Source organism: Vreelandella jeotgali Hwa (assembly GCF_000334215.1).
Lineage (GTDB): Bacteria > Pseudomonadota > Gammaproteobacteria > Pseudomonadales > Halomonadaceae > Vreelandella > Vreelandella jeotgali.
On sequence record NZ_AMQY01000021.1, the window covers coordinates 42,109 to 58,563 of the forward strand.

Annotated in this window: 19 protein-coding genes; 7 read left to right on the forward strand and 12 right to left on the reverse strand. The window is 60.1% G+C overall.

Annotated features, from left to right (window positions below):
- Nucleotide 1: 1 nt before the first annotated feature.
- The 3 genes from C793_RS13800 to C793_RS0109910 are packed head-to-tail and all read right to left on the reverse strand — an operon-like array spanning nt 2 to nt 2,296.
- Nucleotides 2-730 carry a phage adaptor protein gene (locus C793_RS13800; RefSeq protein ID WP_017430789.1) on the reverse strand — a complete coding sequence of 243 codons (729 nt, stop codon included), beginning with the start codon at nt 728-730 and terminating at the stop codon, nt 2-4.
- A 4-nt stretch (nt 731-734) separates the two neighbouring features.
- Nucleotides 735-1,106: a hypothetical protein gene (locus tag C793_RS0109905; protein ID WP_017430790.1), complete on the reverse strand. Its 372-nt coding sequence runs from the start codon at nt 1,104-1,106 to the stop codon at nt 735-737.
- Nucleotides 1,107-1,162: 56 nt separating this feature from the next.
- Nucleotides 1,163-2,296: a phage capsid family protein gene (locus tag C793_RS0109910; protein WP_017430791.1), complete on the reverse strand. Its 1,134-nt coding sequence runs from the start codon at nt 2,294-2,296 to the stop codon at nt 1,163-1,165.
- A gap of 306 nt (nt 2,297-2,602) precedes the next feature.
- Between C793_RS0109910 and C793_RS0109915 the strand changes: the two genes are divergently transcribed.
- Both C793_RS0109915 and C793_RS14880 read left to right on the forward strand, forming a co-directional pair.
- The gene (locus C793_RS0109915) at nt 2,603-3,124 is read left to right on the forward strand and encodes a hypothetical protein (RefSeq protein WP_017430792.1); all 522 of its coding nucleotides are present in this window, start codon (nt 2,603-2,605) and stop codon (nt 3,122-3,124) included.
- On the forward strand, nt 3,075-3,242 hold the full coding sequence (locus C793_RS14880; RefSeq protein WP_371827781.1) for a type II toxin-antitoxin system YafO family toxin: 168 nt from the start codon (nt 3,075-3,077) through the stop codon (nt 3,240-3,242). The genes C793_RS0109915 and C793_RS14880 overlap by 50 nt, the downstream gene beginning before the upstream one ends.
- A gap of 367 nt (nt 3,243-3,609) precedes the next feature.
- On the opposite strand, the gene C793_RS0109920 is transcribed toward C793_RS14880, so the two are convergent.
- The 9 genes from C793_RS0109920 to C793_RS0109965 form a co-directional block, all read right to left on the reverse strand.
- Nucleotides 3,610-4,749 (reverse strand): hypothetical protein, encoded by a 1,140-nt coding sequence (locus C793_RS0109920; protein WP_017430793.1) that lies wholly within the window; start codon nt 4,747-4,749, stop codon nt 3,610-3,612.
- Nucleotides 4,742-6,901 (reverse strand): portal protein, encoded by a 2,160-nt coding sequence (locus C793_RS0109925; protein WP_017430794.1) that lies wholly within the window; start codon nt 6,899-6,901, stop codon nt 4,742-4,744. The genes C793_RS0109920 and C793_RS0109925 overlap by 8 nt, the downstream gene beginning before the upstream one ends.
- A 6-nt stretch (nt 6,902-6,907) precedes the next feature.
- Nucleotides 6,908-7,159 (reverse strand): hypothetical protein, encoded by a 252-nt coding sequence (locus C793_RS0109930; RefSeq protein ID WP_017430795.1) that lies wholly within the window; start codon nt 7,157-7,159, stop codon nt 6,908-6,910.
- A complete protein-coding gene (locus C793_RS13805; protein ID WP_017430796.1) occupies nt 7,156-7,410 on the reverse strand; it encodes a hypothetical protein in 255 nt (84 codons plus the stop codon). The genes C793_RS0109930 and C793_RS13805 overlap by 4 nt, the downstream gene beginning before the upstream one ends.
- Nucleotides 7,407-7,946, reverse strand: a complete 540-nt coding sequence (locus C793_RS14615) for a Gp49 family protein (RefSeq protein WP_217994470.1) — start codon at nt 7,944-7,946, stop codon at nt 7,407-7,409. Before C793_RS14615 ends, C793_RS13805 begins: the two co-directional genes overlap by 4 nt.
- An 8-nt stretch (nt 7,947-7,954) precedes the next feature.
- Nucleotides 7,955-9,784 (reverse strand): phage terminase large subunit, encoded by a 1,830-nt coding sequence (gene terL / locus C793_RS13815; protein WP_017430797.1) that lies wholly within the window; start codon nt 9,782-9,784, stop codon nt 7,955-7,957.
- Entirely contained in the window at nt 9,771-10,319 is a 549-nt protein-coding gene (locus tag C793_RS0109955) for a hypothetical protein (protein WP_017430798.1), read from the reverse strand. The genes terL and C793_RS0109955 overlap by 14 nt, the downstream gene beginning before the upstream one ends.
- Nucleotides 10,320-10,418: 99 nt before the next feature.
- Nucleotides 10,419-10,724 carry a coiled-coil domain-containing protein gene (locus C793_RS14570; RefSeq protein ID WP_017430799.1) on the reverse strand — a complete coding sequence of 102 codons (306 nt, stop codon included), beginning with the start codon at nt 10,722-10,724 and terminating at the stop codon, nt 10,419-10,421.
- A 205-nt stretch (nt 10,725-10,929) separates the two neighbouring features.
- The gene (locus C793_RS0109965; protein WP_017430800.1) at nt 10,930-11,262 is read right to left on the reverse strand and encodes a hypothetical protein; all 333 of its coding nucleotides are present in this window, start codon (nt 11,260-11,262) and stop codon (nt 10,930-10,932) included.
- Between the two features lie 348 nt (nt 11,263-11,610).
- On the opposite strand from C793_RS0109965, the gene C793_RS0109970 reads away from it, so the two are divergent.
- From C793_RS0109970 to C793_RS0110000, 5 genes are all read left to right on the forward strand, one after another.
- The gene (locus C793_RS0109970; RefSeq protein ID WP_017430801.1) at nt 11,611-12,894 is read left to right on the forward strand and encodes a hypothetical protein; all 1,284 of its coding nucleotides are present in this window, start codon (nt 11,611-11,613) and stop codon (nt 12,892-12,894) included.
- Nucleotides 12,895-12,943: 49 nt separating this feature from the next.
- Complete coding sequence (locus tag C793_RS0109975; protein WP_017430802.1) at nt 12,944-13,333, forward strand: hypothetical protein; 390 nt, start codon at nt 12,944-12,946, stop codon at nt 13,331-13,333.
- A 337-nt stretch (nt 13,334-13,670) separates the two neighbouring features.
- Nucleotides 13,671-13,811 carry a hypothetical protein gene (locus tag C793_RS14505; protein WP_017430803.1) on the forward strand — a complete coding sequence of 47 codons (141 nt, stop codon included), beginning with the start codon at nt 13,671-13,673 and terminating at the stop codon, nt 13,809-13,811.
- A gap of 1,484 nt (nt 13,812-15,295) precedes the next feature.
- Nucleotides 15,296-15,976 (forward strand): hypothetical protein, encoded by a 681-nt coding sequence (locus C793_RS0109995; protein WP_017430806.1) that lies wholly within the window; start codon nt 15,296-15,298, stop codon nt 15,974-15,976.
- A gap of 65 nt (nt 15,977-16,041) precedes the next feature.
- Nucleotides 16,042-16,401: a hypothetical protein gene (locus C793_RS0110000; RefSeq protein WP_017430807.1), complete on the forward strand. Its 360-nt coding sequence runs from the start codon at nt 16,042-16,044 to the stop codon at nt 16,399-16,401.
- The last annotated feature ends 54 nt before the right edge of the window (nt 16,402-16,455 follow it).

Consider the following 16,455-nt stretch of genomic DNA (forward strand, 5'->3'; position numbering starts at 1 on the left):
TTCAGCCTCCCACGGTGCCGGCACGGTCACGAGTCACCCGGTGCGGGGCATTGTTCGCGCCGTCGGACATCTCGGCCTGTGTCCTGAGACCCAACGATGCCGCAAACGCCTTATAGTGGGACGACGCCCGTTCCATGTTCTCGGCAAAGCTCGCGTCCTTGGAGTAGGCCCGGTACAGGACATAGTCCAGAACGGCGTTGGTATAGATGTCGGGCAGCGGGACGTCCATGTTGTAGTCCTCCAGTTTGGTGCCGGAGTCATGGATGGGCGTCGGCGCCTGTGATACCAGCGCTTCGACCTTGCCCCTACCGTCATTGCCCGGAAACACGTAAAACGCGCACGGGTCGGACTCATCAAAGACGAAGTGCTTGACCGTCGAGGAAAACGGCGAAATCGACTCGTCGTGCCAGTCGGGATGCTGGGTATCCAACACGTCGCGGTTCACCAGCCGGACGGCACGGCCGCCCTTGCGGTTCGACTCGGTGCTGGACGACCCCAGGTTCCTGATGATCCGCAGCAGCATGAGGGCACCGGCCGGGATTGTTTGCCGGGTGCCGTTTTCCAGTGACAAAACCACGCTTTTCGAGGAGGCGGACGGCTTGTGCAGTGCCACCTCTCGCGTCGCGTCGTTCAACCACTGGGCCAGCTCGGGCAACGGCCAGCGAATGCCGGTGTTGTCCTGGATCAGCGTCTGTGCGCGATGCAATACCGACTTGGCTTGTACAGCCATGAGACTACTCCTCGATCAGCTGCTTGGCCGCTTCCCGATCGTCGGTAGAAACGTCAAAGCCGACCTCGGCCGTCAGGACGTTCATGCGGACCTCGCCGTTGGCGGTCACGTCTTCCGTATTGCCACGGGCCTTGATGGTCTTCAGCGCCTCGACAACCATCCCGATGTTTGGCTCATCGGTATCCTGCTCGGGAGCAGGCTCGCTCGCCTTCGGCTCGGACTTGGCCTCCACGTCGCCATCCACCGGCTGCACGCCCATACCCATCGCCGGATTGACCAGCGACGGGCGAAGTGGGCGCGGCACCCCGGCTTTGAAGCGGGCGGTGACACCGTTGGCCACCACCTGGAGGTCATGATCAGAAACGTACTGTGTCATGTCACTCTCCAAAAAGGGGCCGCCGCGAAGCGGCCCAAAAACACCCTGCCGGGGTATTAGCTGTAGATCGACAGCGCCGTATCCAGCACCATCACGCCGAAGTTCTCCTTGGTATCGAAGCTCGACAGATTGCCCTTGAACTGCGGGTTCAGGAAGCCGAAGATTTTCGAGACCGAGATACCCAGCTCGTTTTCGTAGTCGAAGACGTCCTCGACCCACTCGGCCGCGCCGATGTCGGCCATGCCCAGCGCCTGAGCGCCGCAGAACAGGGCACGCTGGCCGGTGTCATTGCCGGACGTCTCGCCGAACCGGTCACCGTCAGCGGCGGCTTCGTTGGAGAAGACGTGGCGATACTCGTGGATCACCATGCCGTCGACCACAACGCTGGAAGCGCCGGAGAACAGGTCGTTGGCCTTGCCGCGAGCGCCGGCGTGGCGGACGTTCTGGATGAAGTCCGGGTCAAGGCGCAGATCGGCCATGCCCTGCGGGGTCACGAACACCATGTACAGGTCCTCGCCACCGTTGCTGCGCAGCGGCTTGAGGTAGTTGTCCTTGGCGTTGGCCTTCATCCGCACGAGGGACTTGTAGGTCAGCGGGGTCAGCTTGCCGTCCGGCGCATCAAAGCCGGTGCCCTGGACGATATTGCCGTCGGCACCCAGGTAAAACTGACGGTTGGTCGTCGGCGCGGGAGACGCCTCGGCAAACTCCAGATTCTCCAGGTTGGAGCCGGAACGGTTCTTGCCGTTGGTCTGCTTGGTGAACGGCATGCTGGACAGCGACAGAAACGCCATCTGGTCCAGGCGGTCACCCAGCCAATAGGCCAGCTTATCCCGCGACTGGCGACGGAAGTTCACGATGGACTTCTGGTCGGCCATGCGGCCTTCGAGGCGGTTGGCGTTACGCAGCTGATCAATACCGATCACGGTATCGAAGGACTTGAGTTCTTCCTCGTTGCCTTCCAGCGTGTTGTCGCCGACCACACCGTCGCCCTGCATATCGGCAACAAGGGTCATCACCGCTCGGGCGCCCTTCTTGTCCTTACGCAGCTCGGTAATGTGGTGGATCATCGAGTTCTCGGACTTGCCGAGGAACTTGTTGATGAAGGAGCGGTTTCGGGCGTGCGCCCAGAAATCCATGCCCCACGCGGTCTTCTGTTCGTCGGTCAGGGCCGCAAAGTTCGTGTTAGCCATGTCAATCTCGCTGTTCTGCCCGCGAGGACTTAGCTGCTCGCCAGGCTCAATTCGTTGGTCATCTTGTCTACCGCTTCTGTCCGTGTCGGGGACTACCGTAAAAAGAGCGCTGTTGAGGGGACGACCCTGGCCCGTGTCGTGGAGCTACCCGCACGTATATAATCGCATAGCGGATAAAGAAAGGCAAACGATTTTGCCATACACGAGGCGGGTGCCTATAATAATGACCCCTCCGGCACAGCCATTAAAACTTGGCGGCAATTCGCCAAAAGGCTATCGTGCAGGTATGTAGCTAGGAGAAGTGATATGGCGTTCCAAAAAACAGGCATTGGTGTTGCGATCGGCTTCCTTGCAGCGTTTTCTGGCGGCGTTAGCACTGCCTCCGCTGCAATAGAATCCGGTATGTCGCACGCACCGCTGGTTAAAAAATCCGCAGCAAGGAACGAGGATGCGGAACTACGCCGATCCATCAAGCGGATGAACAGCATGGCACACCGGCTTTCCAGGCTACTCAGATTCGACATCATCCGTTTGACGGAAATGCCTGCGGGCACCGAACCGGGACTGGATGCTGCCCAGGGGCTGGAAGCGTCGCTAAGAAGCGTGGAAGCAAACGTGCGGGACGTGTTGGAAATCGTCGATCGCCCCGAAGCCGAAGAATTGGGTTTACTTGAACTTCGCCGCAACCTGGCATTGGCGCGCTCCAATGCTGTGACAATAAGGCGGCTGGCCAAGCAAAAAACCGCGGCTCCTGAAACGCATACGGGTCAGACGCCCGGTGAGGCATTTGCCGCTATTGCAGATTCGATGGAAAAGAACTTCGCCTGACCAGAGGCGGTATTGCCTGATCGCCATGCTGTACCCCGAGGCCCACCACAAAAGCAGAAACGATACCCCTTTAATGCGCAGGCTGGCAGAAATGGCTGAGAGTTTTCAGGACTCGTAGCAAAAAACCCCAGCCGGAGCCAGGGTTTGATGCACTCTCACAAGGAACTCAGAGGTACTCTGAGAGAGAATCTACATACAATCGCATTACTGAAAACTGAAAGCAGCGAACCTTCAGTAACTCTATATTCTCACAGCATATCTTTTGGTGCAAGGGTTTTCATGAAAAACTGCAATCCCTATACCGTGACAAACTGCCCCCGTGTGTTCAGCACCCGCGAAGTCATGAATATGTCACAAGCCGAGCGCCGGTCCTGGAACCTCCAGTTCAAACCGCCGCGGTTGGGCGTGGCGAGTGATGGATTCGGCCAGTTTGAGGCTACCCCCAGCTCAGCGTATCGGCATCACCTACAGCCAATAATGGCCCATTAAATCGCGTCGCCCATCAACCGCGAGCGGACCGAGTCCGGCAGCGCGGACCAGTCTTCCACCGTCAGGGTATTCACGTCGACGTCCTGCGACCCGCTTTCCTGCTGCGGCGTGGCCGAGGATGCCTCGGGCGGCGCCTTGCGGGCCTTGTCGACCTTCTCCCTGCGCGACTGCTGCTGGGCCTTCTTCGCCATATCGGCCTTGGAAGCGCCCTTCTTCTCGGCCGGCGCGGGCTCCTGCTTGGCCGACTCCAGGTCATGAATCCGGGTCACGGCAGCCACGGCCCGCTCGGTGGACTGGCTGCGGGTGTAACCCTGCTGGAAGTAGAACGCCTGTAGCTCCACGGCCTCCTGGCTGATGGCCTCGTCGAAGTTGTCGGAGTTCTCGTTCAGCGCCGGGTATTCCTCGTAGATCGACTCCAGCGTCTGCTCGAACGCCATCTGGTCACGGACATCGGCGGCAATCTTGTCCGGGTCGACCTGCTGGCCGGACTGGCCGCCCTCGGCCGGCTCGCTGCCCTGGCGCATGGCGGTGAACACTTCGGACTGGAGTTTCGCCGCCTCCTCGGTGTTGCCCTCAACCAGCGCCGAGTTGGCCGCGTTCATCTTCTCCTGAATCTGCTCGTCGCTGAGCGTGTTGGCCTCGCGCTCGGCTTTGGCCTTCTCGGACTCGATCTCCTTGAGCTTCGACTGGGTTTCCTCCAACTGACGCTCGGCGGCCCGCAGCTGGGCCGTGCGCTGATCGAAGCGCGACTTGGGGATTACCGGCTGCTTATCCTTCGGCTTCTGATCCGGTTCAGGCGTCGATTTATCCGCATCATCGTCAGCCTCAGCGTCGTCGTCACCAGCATCGCCCTCAGCAGAGTCAGCGTCCTCTCCTTCGGCGTCTGCTTCCTGCTGGCCCTCGGCCTCTGCGCCGCCCTCGGCGGCCGAATCTCCATCGTCGTCGGCGGTGTCGGCGTCTCCCCCAGTATCGCCAGAATCAGCAGCACCGTAATCAGCGCCTTCATCTGTGGTTCGATCGGACTCCAGTTCGTCACCAAGATCAAGGTCGCCAAGGCTATCAACCGGGTCTTCCTGGTTGTAAAGGTCGCCATAGTCCATCTCCGGGGTCGCTTCGTCCTGTGCATCTTTAGCCATTGTCAGGCTCCTTTTCGGCAGGGTTGGATCGATTGGCCTGGGCGGCGGCCAGTTGGGTTTCGCCCTGGAAACGGGTACGGGCCATGTCGGAGGCCACCCGCAGTTTCTCGCTCTGCCCCTTGGAAGACAGCGTCATATCAGACAGCCGCAGCCGGGTCAGCAGCTCCTCGCGCTTGAGTGCCACCTCGGCTTCGAGGCGGTCGCGTTCGAGGGACATTTCCGGCGACTGCTCACCACCGGCCGTCTTCTCGGCGGACGCCTTGTCCTTCTCGGCGGATGCGCTTGCCTGTTCGGCCTGTGCCTGGAGCTTGGCCAGTTCGCCTTCGAGCTTGCCGATCTCAAGCTGCTGCATTTTCTGCTGCATCTCGATCTCTTCGTCGGTCGGCTCGGCCTGCCCCATCATCTCCTGGACCCGGTCGGCCAGCTCGTCGCGGTCGGTCAGGTTGGAACGCCGAATGATGGCGTCGTCGGGGATCGCCACACCGCCTTCCTTGCGCAGCTGCATCAGCTGGCCGAACTCGTCCTCGTCGGCGTTATCGCGGGTCGGCAGCGACGTAATCGAGACGTCATAGCGCCCGGCGGTGACGTTGTTGAGCACTTCGCCGGTCTCGTCGATCTGGTTGATGATCAGCTTCTCCTCGCGCTCGTCCGGGTTATCCGGGTGCAGGATGCTGACCGTGCGCTCCTCGGTGTAGAAGTCCTGGACCAGCTCAAGGAGCTTGTGGCCCACCAGCCGGCGGCTATATTCGAGGTGCTTGAACGGCTGGCCCAGCTGAATCTGGCCGCGCTGCGTCTTGCGCTCCATCGCCACGCCGGACACCTCGGCACTGGCCTGGCCGAGCATGCCCTCGTTGACACCGCTGATCTGCTGGATCGCCATGCCCGTCTTGTCGGAAATCCGATCCAGGCCGGACGGCACATGGTTGGGCTGAATCTTCTGAGGCGGCTGGTAGTTCTTGGCGTAGACCAGGTGTAGGCCGGTCTCGGCGCCCTTCTCGGAAAGCTCGTCCTCGGTCATGTTCACCAGCGAACCTTCCTCGGTAATCCAGCCCGAGTTGGCCGTGGTGTTGACGATGTGCAGCTCCTGGCTGCGAGCCTTGTTGTAGAACTCCTGGGGATTCAGCAGGTTTCTCACCATGCCGAAGGGATTGCCGCGGCGGTAGTAGGGGAAGTACGGGATCACCGTAAAGGTACGGTAGAGCGACCAGTCGTCGTAGAGCACCACGTCGTCGGCGGTGACCGTCCAACGGACCTTCCGCCCGGGGCGCTTGATGACCTGCACGCCATAGGTCTCGGCCAGCCGGGTCACTTCGTCCTCGCCCATCTGCTGCGGGACCTCGCGCATGTCCCCGGTGTCCGGGTCCACCAGCACGTACTCATCGACCCACTGGTAGTGCTGCCGTTCGATCACCCGCACGCTGCGGATGGTCCGGTCGTCGAGCCCCTCGATGCCGTGAGACCCCGGGGACAGGAACTGCTCGCCGCCGAAGCGGCCCGTGCCGAAGCGCACGGAGTCATAGGCGTGGTGATCGCCGGAACCGACGATGGACTGGAGGGAGTCGGACTTGTCCTGGCCGTACTTGGTCGCCAGCTCGTCAAGCGACATCCACCAGGTCACCATGACCTCGTTCCACGTCGACGGGTCCATCTCCTTGCCTTCCGGGTCGGGAATCACGGTCAGCGGATCGAGGTGCTTGATCGATACGTCGCCCATCAGGTTTTCCTGGAAACTGACGCGCACGTCGAAGTAGCCGCGGTCCTGGATCATGCCGTCGGCAAACACGAAGTTCTCGATGAAGTGGTAGTCGTTGGCCTGCATGATGGACTGCGCCACCCGGCCCAGCACCAGGGCGCCGTCGCGGGTGGAATCCCGCTTGGGCAGAAAGCCGACCTGCATCTCCCGGCTGGCCTGCTCGCCCAGCGCCGTATTGATGGTCGACAGCACCAGGTTGAACGTCATGGCCGGGCGGCCCTCATCCTCCAGCTTCTTGCGGTCGGCGTCCGACCACTGGTCACCGCGGTAGAAAGCGTCGCACTTCCTGGCCAGGTCAACGTAGTCGTTGTGGCCATTGTCCCGGGCGCGGACGTAATGCGCCCACTGTTTCCGGGCTACTACCTTCTCTTCGCCGCTGTCTGGGGTCGCCTCTGCCATGCCGTATCAGTCCTCGACGTGGTTGCGCTCGTGGAACACGGCCCGCGAGCAGTGGTAAATGTCGTCGTCCTTGAGCCAGACGATGAAGTCACCGGCGACCGGCGGCTCGTACGCCTTGAACTCCACCATCTCGTCATGGAGCGAAATGGTGTAGCTCGCCTCGCCCACCTTCGTCAGCTCGTCGGCGTCTTCGATCCGGTGCGCGTACCGGGTCACCGGCTTGGACTGGTAGGGTTTGAACGCGGGGTTGATCTTCATACCGATCCCTCCAGACGCGATGCCGCATGCTCGGTAGAGAACTCGTCCTTCACCAGCTGCCAGTCGTCGCGGAACATGAAACCAATGGTGTAATCCATGTTGTCGGTGTCGCGCATGTCGATGACCTGGCCACGGCGGGTGTGCATCATCACGGTCTTCTTCTCGTCGTTCCAACGCCAGAAACCACCCCACTCGGGCAGTGCCAGATCATGGCCACGCTTGAGATACGCAAAAGCTGCTTCAAACTTCATTGCACTATCTCCCAGTCCTCTGCCAGTGCGTCAGACTGCGCCACAGACCAGGGGACAAGTTCCCCGTTGGCCGTGTACATGAACAACGCGTCCCGGAACACGGGCTCCCCCATATACTCGCCAAACCCGAACCCGTGGATTTTGGCGATGGTGTTGCTGCCCTGAAGCCAGAAAACGTACATGCCCTGGCCATTCCAGCCGGCCCGCTTCACAGCGCCGCCGGCTCGAAGAATCTTCAGCGCTTCGCCAAAGTCCAGGCCGGTGGCCTTGCTGTCACCTGCCTCGCGGTAACGATCCTCGGCCAGCAAAAAGCCAAACAGCGGCCAGAGCTTGTCGAACGCCTGCTCGTGGGCGATCTTCCGGCCCAGCTCGGCGTCAAAGTTGGCCGGGTCGACACAAGCCGACTCGCCGGTAACGGTATATCCGTTGTCGAGGTGCAGGATGCAGAAGGTCAGGGTTGTGCCTTCCGGGTGCGTGTACTGCGTAGCAGCAATACGCGCTTCCATCGCTTCGGGGGTCACTTTGTTCGGCAGCATGGTTTCTCCTACGACGTCATCGCTGACGGTTTATCCGTGTTGCGTATAGTTTTGGACAGTTTATCACGCCAGGAGCGTTTTGGCGGCTGTTTTCTTTCACGCGTGGACGTGAAGTGCATTAAAAGCTGACCTATCCACGCAGCGGAGTCCACTTGGTCGTCGAACTGCCCGTTGGGGAAGCGCATCATCTCGGCCACCAGCGCCATCGTGGCGTCACAGTGCTTGCGGAAGAACACCCGGCGCTGCTGCATACGCGCCTGGAACGGCCGTGCCCGGGCAATCTTGTCCTGCCGGCCGGGGCGCAGCTCCTCAATGGGCATCATGGTTCGCGTTTCCCGGATGCGCTTCTCCAGAATCGGGCCCATCGTCATCAGAATGTGGCCCCGTTCGATGCCCACCAGCTTGCTCTGCCAGACCTTCTGCACCTCCAGCATCTTCTCCACGATCTCCAGCGTCCGCCACCGGCCGCGCTGCACATCCACCACGAAGATGTTGTCCTTGCGGTCCACGCCGACCGTTAATCCAACGGTAAAGTCGTTCTGCTCGGTCTGCCCGATGGCCAGGTCCCAGGCCGTGTAGAAGTTCATCTCCTCAAGCGGCGGCAACTCGTGCTGCATGAACCACGAAAAGTCTTCCTTCTTGAAGTAATCGCCGTCGTCGGCCACCGGGTTCTGCTGGTACAGCGCCGACCAGTCACGCGGGCCGATGGTGCGCTTGATCTGCTCCAACGCCGTGATCGGAAATCGCTCCGGGTGCAGCGCCTCGCCCTGCTTGCGAAACAGCTCGTCATGCTCGGCAATCGCCGGGTAGCTCACCACCCGCCACTGATCACCCTCGCCGTCGGCCATCTGCTCAAGGAGCTTGCCGCCCAGGTCCGCATCATGCCAGCGGGTCATCATACAGATCACACCACCGCCGGGTGCCAGACGGGTGTAGGCCGTCGACCTGTACCAGTCCCAGATACCTTCCCGGGTCGTTTCGCTCTCGGCATCGGCGCGGTTTTTCAGGGGATCATCGATTATAAGGACAGAACAGCCCCTGCCGGTTATGGGCCCGCCTACCCCAGCAGCTACGTAACCACCCTCGTGGTTCGTGCTCCACACCTCGACCGACTGGCTGTCCTTGGACAGCGACACCTCGGGGAACACCGTCTGGTAGCTTTTCTCGCGCAGCAGGCCGCGCACTTTCCGGCTGAAGTCGTTGGCCAAGCTGCCGGCGTAGGAACAGGAGATGATCTCGTGTTTCGGGTTCCGGCCCAGGTGCCACGCGGGAAACACCCGAGAAGCCAGCTCAGATTTCCCCGACCTGGGCGGCATGCTGATCATCAGCCGGGGGCTTTCCCCGGCGGCCACGGCGTTGCTGAACCACTCAAGATGCTCGCAGATGTCCTTGTGGACCCATCCGGGCTGATAGTCGGGGTTCGTGCGCATCACCAACGGCAGCAGATGGTCGTGGGCCAACTGCCGGCGGGCCAATTCCCGCTTAGCCTCCTCCTGCCGGTCGAACTCGCGCTGTGTCTCGGCTTCCTTCTCCCGGGCGACGCGGGCACGTTGGGCCTCGGCCTCCTGGTTCTGCCGGTACATCTCCTGGCGCTCACGACGCTCAGCCTCCAGCCGGGATTCCCTGTCCTGCTGATCCTCGGCGGCCAGCTTGGCGTGCTCGGCCACTTCCTCGGTGCGGCAATAGACGCAGACGCCATCCTTCAGCAGGGTCTCGGGGGTTTCCTGCTCACACTCGCTGCAATACTGGCACTTCACCTTGCGCTGATCGCCGGTGGCCACCTTCATGCGCGGCATCGGATCGGTTCGCTTGAACCGGCGCCCTTCATAGCTCGCCATCGGTATCCTCGTCGGTCACATCCTCGGCGTCGTACACCTCGCCGGGTTGCAGGGAATCCATGCCCATCGCCGCCAGGTGGAGCAACTGCTGGGTGCTCAACCCTTCAAGCTGCTGCGGCGTGTTGACCTGCTTCTGGTCCTCCGCCGGATCGTCCAACAGCTTGTGCAACTTCACCAGCGAGTCCGTGGCCCGGGTCATTTCGGCGCTGGTGCCCGCCAGGTGGTACGAGTTTATGTACATCTGGTGGGCGTCTTCCTTGCCGAACTTCACCCGGGGCATCACCTGTTCGCTCATTTCCCGATCGTAGTGCTGCATGTGGGCCTGGACCTCGGGCAGCTTGTCCCAGGTCGCGCCGGTGGACGGATGGGCCCCGGCTTCACGCGCCGCATCGCTGGCCGACATCCCGCCGACGCGAGCCGCCACGAAGTACCTGAGCTGAGCCGATATGCGCGGAAGATCGACGGCGCCAAGGTCGGCGTCGTTTTCCATGTTCAGCAGCTGCTGCTCGGTCATCTCTTTGGGGTCAAACGCCATGCGTACACCAACGTCTATATATGCTTGGCGTATATTGTAGAGTGTAAAAAACCCCGCGGCAATGGCGGGGTGTTGGCCTAAAAGAGGTTGTGTTGTTCGTTAGGCGAGCTGGCTCCAAAGGCCGAAGGCACCAATAATAACCGCGGTTAGCGTCAATATCGTACCTATCGACCAATGCACGGAACTTAGCCGTGAAGCGGCGATATGCTGCTTGAGTTCGGATACTTCCAGGCGTACATCCGTATTAGCCTTCCGTACCTCGGTCAGAAACTCGTGCATTTCCTCGCGCTGTTCGCGGCGCTGAGTCTCTGCGTCCTTGAGAAACTCGTGGAAACGCGCATCAGCACGGGCCGAATGTTCACTAAATTTAGCGTCCAGCTCCTCGCGTGTAATGTCGCTTGCCATGTGTTTCTCCTTATCGGCCTTTGCCTTGTCTGTAAACGGCTTTGTGGTCGCGTAGACATAGCTAGGCCGTGGCTCGTTGTACCTAGTAGCCCTCTCAAACCGTTTAGCTACACGCTCCGCCGAATCACTTTCAGACCCTGAGTACGGCGTTTCGGACCGCGGACTGCTGGTTCTTGACGACCTTAACGACGGCTGTACTCCCCCTTCAGTCCTCAGAGCCGTCATGCGGTTCCTCCAGGGCCTCCGTAAATGCGTCTCTCAGTTCTTGTACAAGGCTGAGTGGCAGCGTCAGTCCGGCAACATTCAGGCGATACACCTCAAGGTCTTTGGGGGCTATAGAAGTCAAGTTGCCATTGTCGTCAAAAGTATGTTTTTCCCCTCCAACGTCCATGCTTGTTCGTCCAAGCCGAAGGTGTACATACCGCTCGCCATCTGTCTCCAACCCTGACATGGAAAACTTTGTCACATACTCGTCAATATAGTTCTCGGAACGTCGATGGTTGGTTGTCTGCACTTCGTTGTTACTGGCGTCGGCCATACGTTCCTTCCTCCTTGTTCCTGTACCCACAGCATACCCCACCCAGCGCAGGGCGTGCATCCAGCGGCAAATTTTGCGCAGAAATTTTTTCCGGTCGGATTACGCAGGACGGTTTTCAAGGGATGCGGGAAAAGCGGTATCGGTAACAAAAAAGCCCAGACCCCGGTTAAGGGAGTCGGGACCTGGGGCAAAAATCGCGTGTTCGGGTGTGGAGTCCCTGTGCGAAAGGGGCGCCGACCCGGATTCGTGTTTCGGTTCCACGCGATCCGGGTTCCAAGCCACTGGAACCTTGGATTGGCCCCCACCCGGGGGCCAAGCACATTATCACCCTGTGAAAAGGAAATGATCATGTTCGTTCAAACTAGCACTACTACTCAGCCCATTCAACACAAGGCACTGGCGTTCGCGGTCAAGACAGCACGCTTTCCCGGTGCATGGACAGAGTGGGATGGCCACCAGCAGCTCGACACCTTCCTGCTTGAGCTGCATGACCGCCCTGCCGAGTACGTCAAGGACCCGTTCGGTCGCAACAGCGGTCGCTGGCAAGCACCAGGCATGGATGCGCTGCGTGCTCTGCCCTTCCTGTATCAGGGCGCTACGCAATATCTCCTCGCACGCTTCGCCCTGAACCACATGGGGCTTGGCGAGGACGTTGAGCCCATCAGCGTCGCACGCGACCTGCATGACCGGCTTGATACGTTCCGCTCGGTGTTCGCTGCCTACGGCTGGAATCGCGTCGACGGTGACTTCTCGGAAGCCACCACTCGCGTAGAGGTTGCAGAGAGCAAGCCGTGGCAGGACGTCGGCGACACAATGGCCGACCCCACCGTTGAAGCTGCGGCGATGACCGTCGGCTGCTCGCTCGAAGAAGCGATGGACACGTTCGTCGAGGAGATCACAGCCAACGACGGTAACAAACCCACCAACGCGCAATTCCAGGTCATCAACGTGGCAGCGCGTGAGCACATCGAGGATCGCCACTTCGATGGCTGGGTTGAGCCGGTCATGGATGACATGAGCGATGATCCCGCTCGCACCGCCAAGGAAAAGCGGGCTCACCTGAAGGAGCAGCTGGACGCTGAAGGCATCAAGAAGTTCTTCGGCACCAATAAGGTGTATCGCGGGCTCGTCAAGATTCATCGCCGGCTGTCCAAGACCATCGACCAGCTCCATCAGGACCTGGAACGCGCAACAGCCTACGCACAGCGTCCCTCAAGCGAGCAATACGCCGGCAGCGATGAAGGCATGCTCATGCAGCTCGGTCGCGTCGATCACTGGCTGGCCAGCAACGACACCACAGGGCTCGACGGCTTCGATCCCGGTGAGCGTTTCCAGGAGGCCATTCGGATCGCCAACAACGAGCTGGGTGATCTGGACGACCTGCTGGAGGACATGGAAGACGAGCAGCGTCGGCTCAACCCGGTGTGGAAGATGCTCAACCGGCGCGGTGCGCCGTACTGGTACGCCAACGTCGGCGAGTTCTACACCATCGACGAGAAGGAAGAAGCCAGCAACCGTCGTGCCGAGCTTCGTGACCAGTGGATCGCGGCTCGCCCGATGGAGCTGAAGAAGCAACTCGATAGCAAGGCGCTGAACATGCTCGCCGAGCTGTCCAACTTCGACAACCAATAACCATCAATCGGGGGGCTTCGGCCCCCCACCGTCGCCAAGGAGGATCACCATGAGTACATCACTCACCAGGCTCGCTGCCATCGCCGAGCAGTTCGCCGAACCGGCTGCACCGTCCATCCCCAAAGGCTGGACACACATCGGCACTGACCATCGTGGCAAGCCGCATTACCGCACGGCGCCGGGCATTGCCGTGGTCACCAGGCCACGCAACCCGGTTGCCGATCTCATGGCGCTGCCGCGTGAGAAGGCCGAGCACAACGAGGGCGGCACCTGCCCTCACTGCCTGGGTCGCGGGCGCTACACCGCCCATCGCGGGCACTTCGGCAACGAGAAATGCTTCCGCTGCGATGGCAAGGGCATCCTGGACCGCAAGGACCTCGCGTTTCTCAAGCGCCGGATGGAGGCCGACGAACCCATCTGCCTGGTCGTAAGCGCCTGACCGAGCGAGATCGGTTACACCCCGACATTCACACCTGACCCCTGCGTCGCGGGCCACAACAGCGTCGCGTCCACCCACCGACTCTGCGTCCTTGCGTCGCGTCCACCCCGGGCGTCTGCGTCTTTGCGTTTTGTCTTTTATTTTGTGTGATTGGTTGATCGATATGTGTTGATTGTTGATTGGCTTGATGGGTTTTGAGGCCAGTCAAGAGTCAATGGTCGGTTGTCGGGTGACACGGGTCGCTTGGCTTCAATGCGAATCAGGGTCCCGGATCAAGTAACACGGGACACACGACATTCGACACAGGAAACGGCTCAATCGACACAGGAGCCAGAACATGACGAGCTTTTACGATTTACACATGCACCTGAGCCGAGCGGTTCGGGTGTTCGGCGACAATTCACAGGCTGCCTTTCGCTGGCGGGTGCTGATCGGCCTTCGAGAAGAGGCGATTGCCGAGGCACTGATCGGTCAATGACTCACAGTCGTGAAGCACAGGGACAGTTGGAAGAAAAACATCGGCGTGAGTCGCCTGCCCCGGGTCGATTGGCCCGGGGCTTTTTTCATTTGAGGTTTTGAATCGGGTCACGGGCCGATGGCTGGATGCCGAAACGGTCCAGGGCAGCGTTCTGCGGCGGAAGGGTTGGTTCCCCCTTGTCTGTCCCGCCAATGAGCGCTGCCTTGGGCCGCTTTGGAATAAAAACCGCGAAAAACGATAACTTTTCGTTTGACCCATGTAGGACTACCATTATTTTGGACCGAGCCAAAATTGCTGTAAGTCGCTGATATAAAAGCGCTTAAAGAAAAACCTGGCGTGTCCAACAACTAGGCAAGTTCCATTTGGACAGGAACAAGGGCCAAGGCTTTTGGCACGGTTTTTGCATCACGCGACAGGGAGCACCGAAGCGGGGGCAACAGCATCGAGGTAGATCAGTTCAATCTGCCGACCGACCTCGGCAATCTGCAACACGACTTTATAGAGCGTGCGCCCTGGCACCCGATCGTTCGCCATTGATGCGGCAGCAATGAAACAGCAGCGGACCCTGCGCCCTGTGTCGTTTGCCCCAACCGTTGCCGGTTTCCTGGCCACCTCGGCCCGGGGAAGCCAATACCTCGTCGTTTTACCCCTGGACAAAGCGGTACGGCTCGATGCGTTCCTTGATCCGGTTCGAGTCGTAGCTCCTTCGATTTGCATATATCGGTAAATGACTTTCCGGGACGAAACTCCCGTTCTGGTAGGACGACCGTTAGTTTGGATTGTCGAAAAAACGCCGTAAGTCGCTGATCTCAAATCGGTTATAGGACTTATGCGTATGTCCAACAAGTAGGTAAATTGATTTCACAAAAAAACAAACGTCCCTCGCCCTTCGTCCCTCGCCACGGGTCCTGCGCCCTTCGCCCTTCTTCACTCGACACAGGATGGTCAACCATGAATTGCGCACTCCTCAGCACAAATCCCTCGTGGTGGGGCAATCCACCCCTGTTTTTTGCCAATCTGGGCATGGAACACTTGACATTTCTCTCCTGTCCCGTGGCAGGCGTCACAGGCCTTGTGGCCTTCTTCGTGAGCACTTTTGCTGTGCTCTGTGTGGCCGTCGGCATTGCGGAGCACATCAACCGCTAAGCGGCGTCACTGGGCGCTTTACTGCCCTGTGTCAGCGGCATTCTGCACCGGAGCATTACGGCCCTGTGCATCCCTGCTTATGGGTACGACCACCACATTGAGAGCAACATGGTACTCATCCCACTCTGAATATACCCAAAAACAGGTTTTCTGGAGCGAACTTCAATAACTTGTTGGACATACCCATACAGCCTATAAGCTCTTTATAAACAGCACTTTAAGGAGATTCTTCACCATTCCAAATTAACGGTCATCCTACATAAACGGGACTTTCATCCCGCGAATGGATTTTCCATTATTCGCATAGGTGTTAGTCTACCCCCATCAAGGAGACATCAATGGCCAACCATAAAGCGTTCCCACCCGGCGAGGACGAAGCGGCCGATGCCGCGTACCAGAAGTACCTCGAACCGGGTCACACCGTCGAAACCGTTGCAGCCGGCCTGGAAATCAGCCCCAACACCCTGCGTGCTGCGTTCCACGACAGGGGTTACAGGCTGAAGGTAAACAGAGCGGTCAACCGCAACGAGGTCATCGCGTTCCAGAAGGAAGCTCGCGTGCCCATCGACTACCTGGCCGCCCGCTTCGGCGTCCGGGAAAACACGGTCAGGAAATGGCTGCGTGGCTTTCGCCGGACCCATGTCACCCGCCGCGCTGCTCAGGCGTTCTGGGACACATTGGCCGAGCGAAGCGAAACACCCGGCAAGTTCTTCAACGTGCTCGCCAATCCGCCACACAACCTGAGCCCGCAGGTCATTCCGTTGCTGTACCACAAGCGCATCAACCCGGTGACCCCCGTCATCTGGCAGTTGACCGCCCTTGAAGTGGCCAGGGAGCTGGATAGCGAAACCCTGCACGAACTGGCCCGGGAAACGGAACACGACGACTCGGTATTCCCGCAGATATTCCTGGGTCAGGGCAAAATCGCCACCCCGGTGCGCTGGCAAAGCGACGACGCAACCGAGGACGGCGCCACGGCCACCGACCTCAGCATGCAATCCGTCCTGGAGGACATATAGACATGAGACTCAGCAGCGCACGCCAACAACTTGCCCGAATAGAAGCCCTGCACAGGGAGACAGCCATGCGCGTGGAACTCATCGACCCGAACACATGGCCCGCGGCCAGAGGCCTGACAATCGTGCTGGTCCGCATCCTGGACAGCAACCCGCAGTACGCGCTGATCCGCTGCGGCATGGACCAGATACTCGTGCCCCGCACCGCCATCCGACACCTGCCCGACCCGGAACCCGTACCGGCGCCGCCGTTGCAGTGGGGCTCGATTGTCACCCTGACCGACGGCACCCGGGTCCTTTGCACTCACCCCGAAGTGGAGATGGACGGCACCTGGCGCGGTATCCCGTTCCATCTGCGCTCGATCCGCACGCTCTATATCAGCGACATCGCTGCCATCCACCACAACCAGGAGCTGACCGCCGCATAACCCGACACTCACCGAGACATCCTTCGCCACGGCCCCGGCGCACGCCGGCCGTAC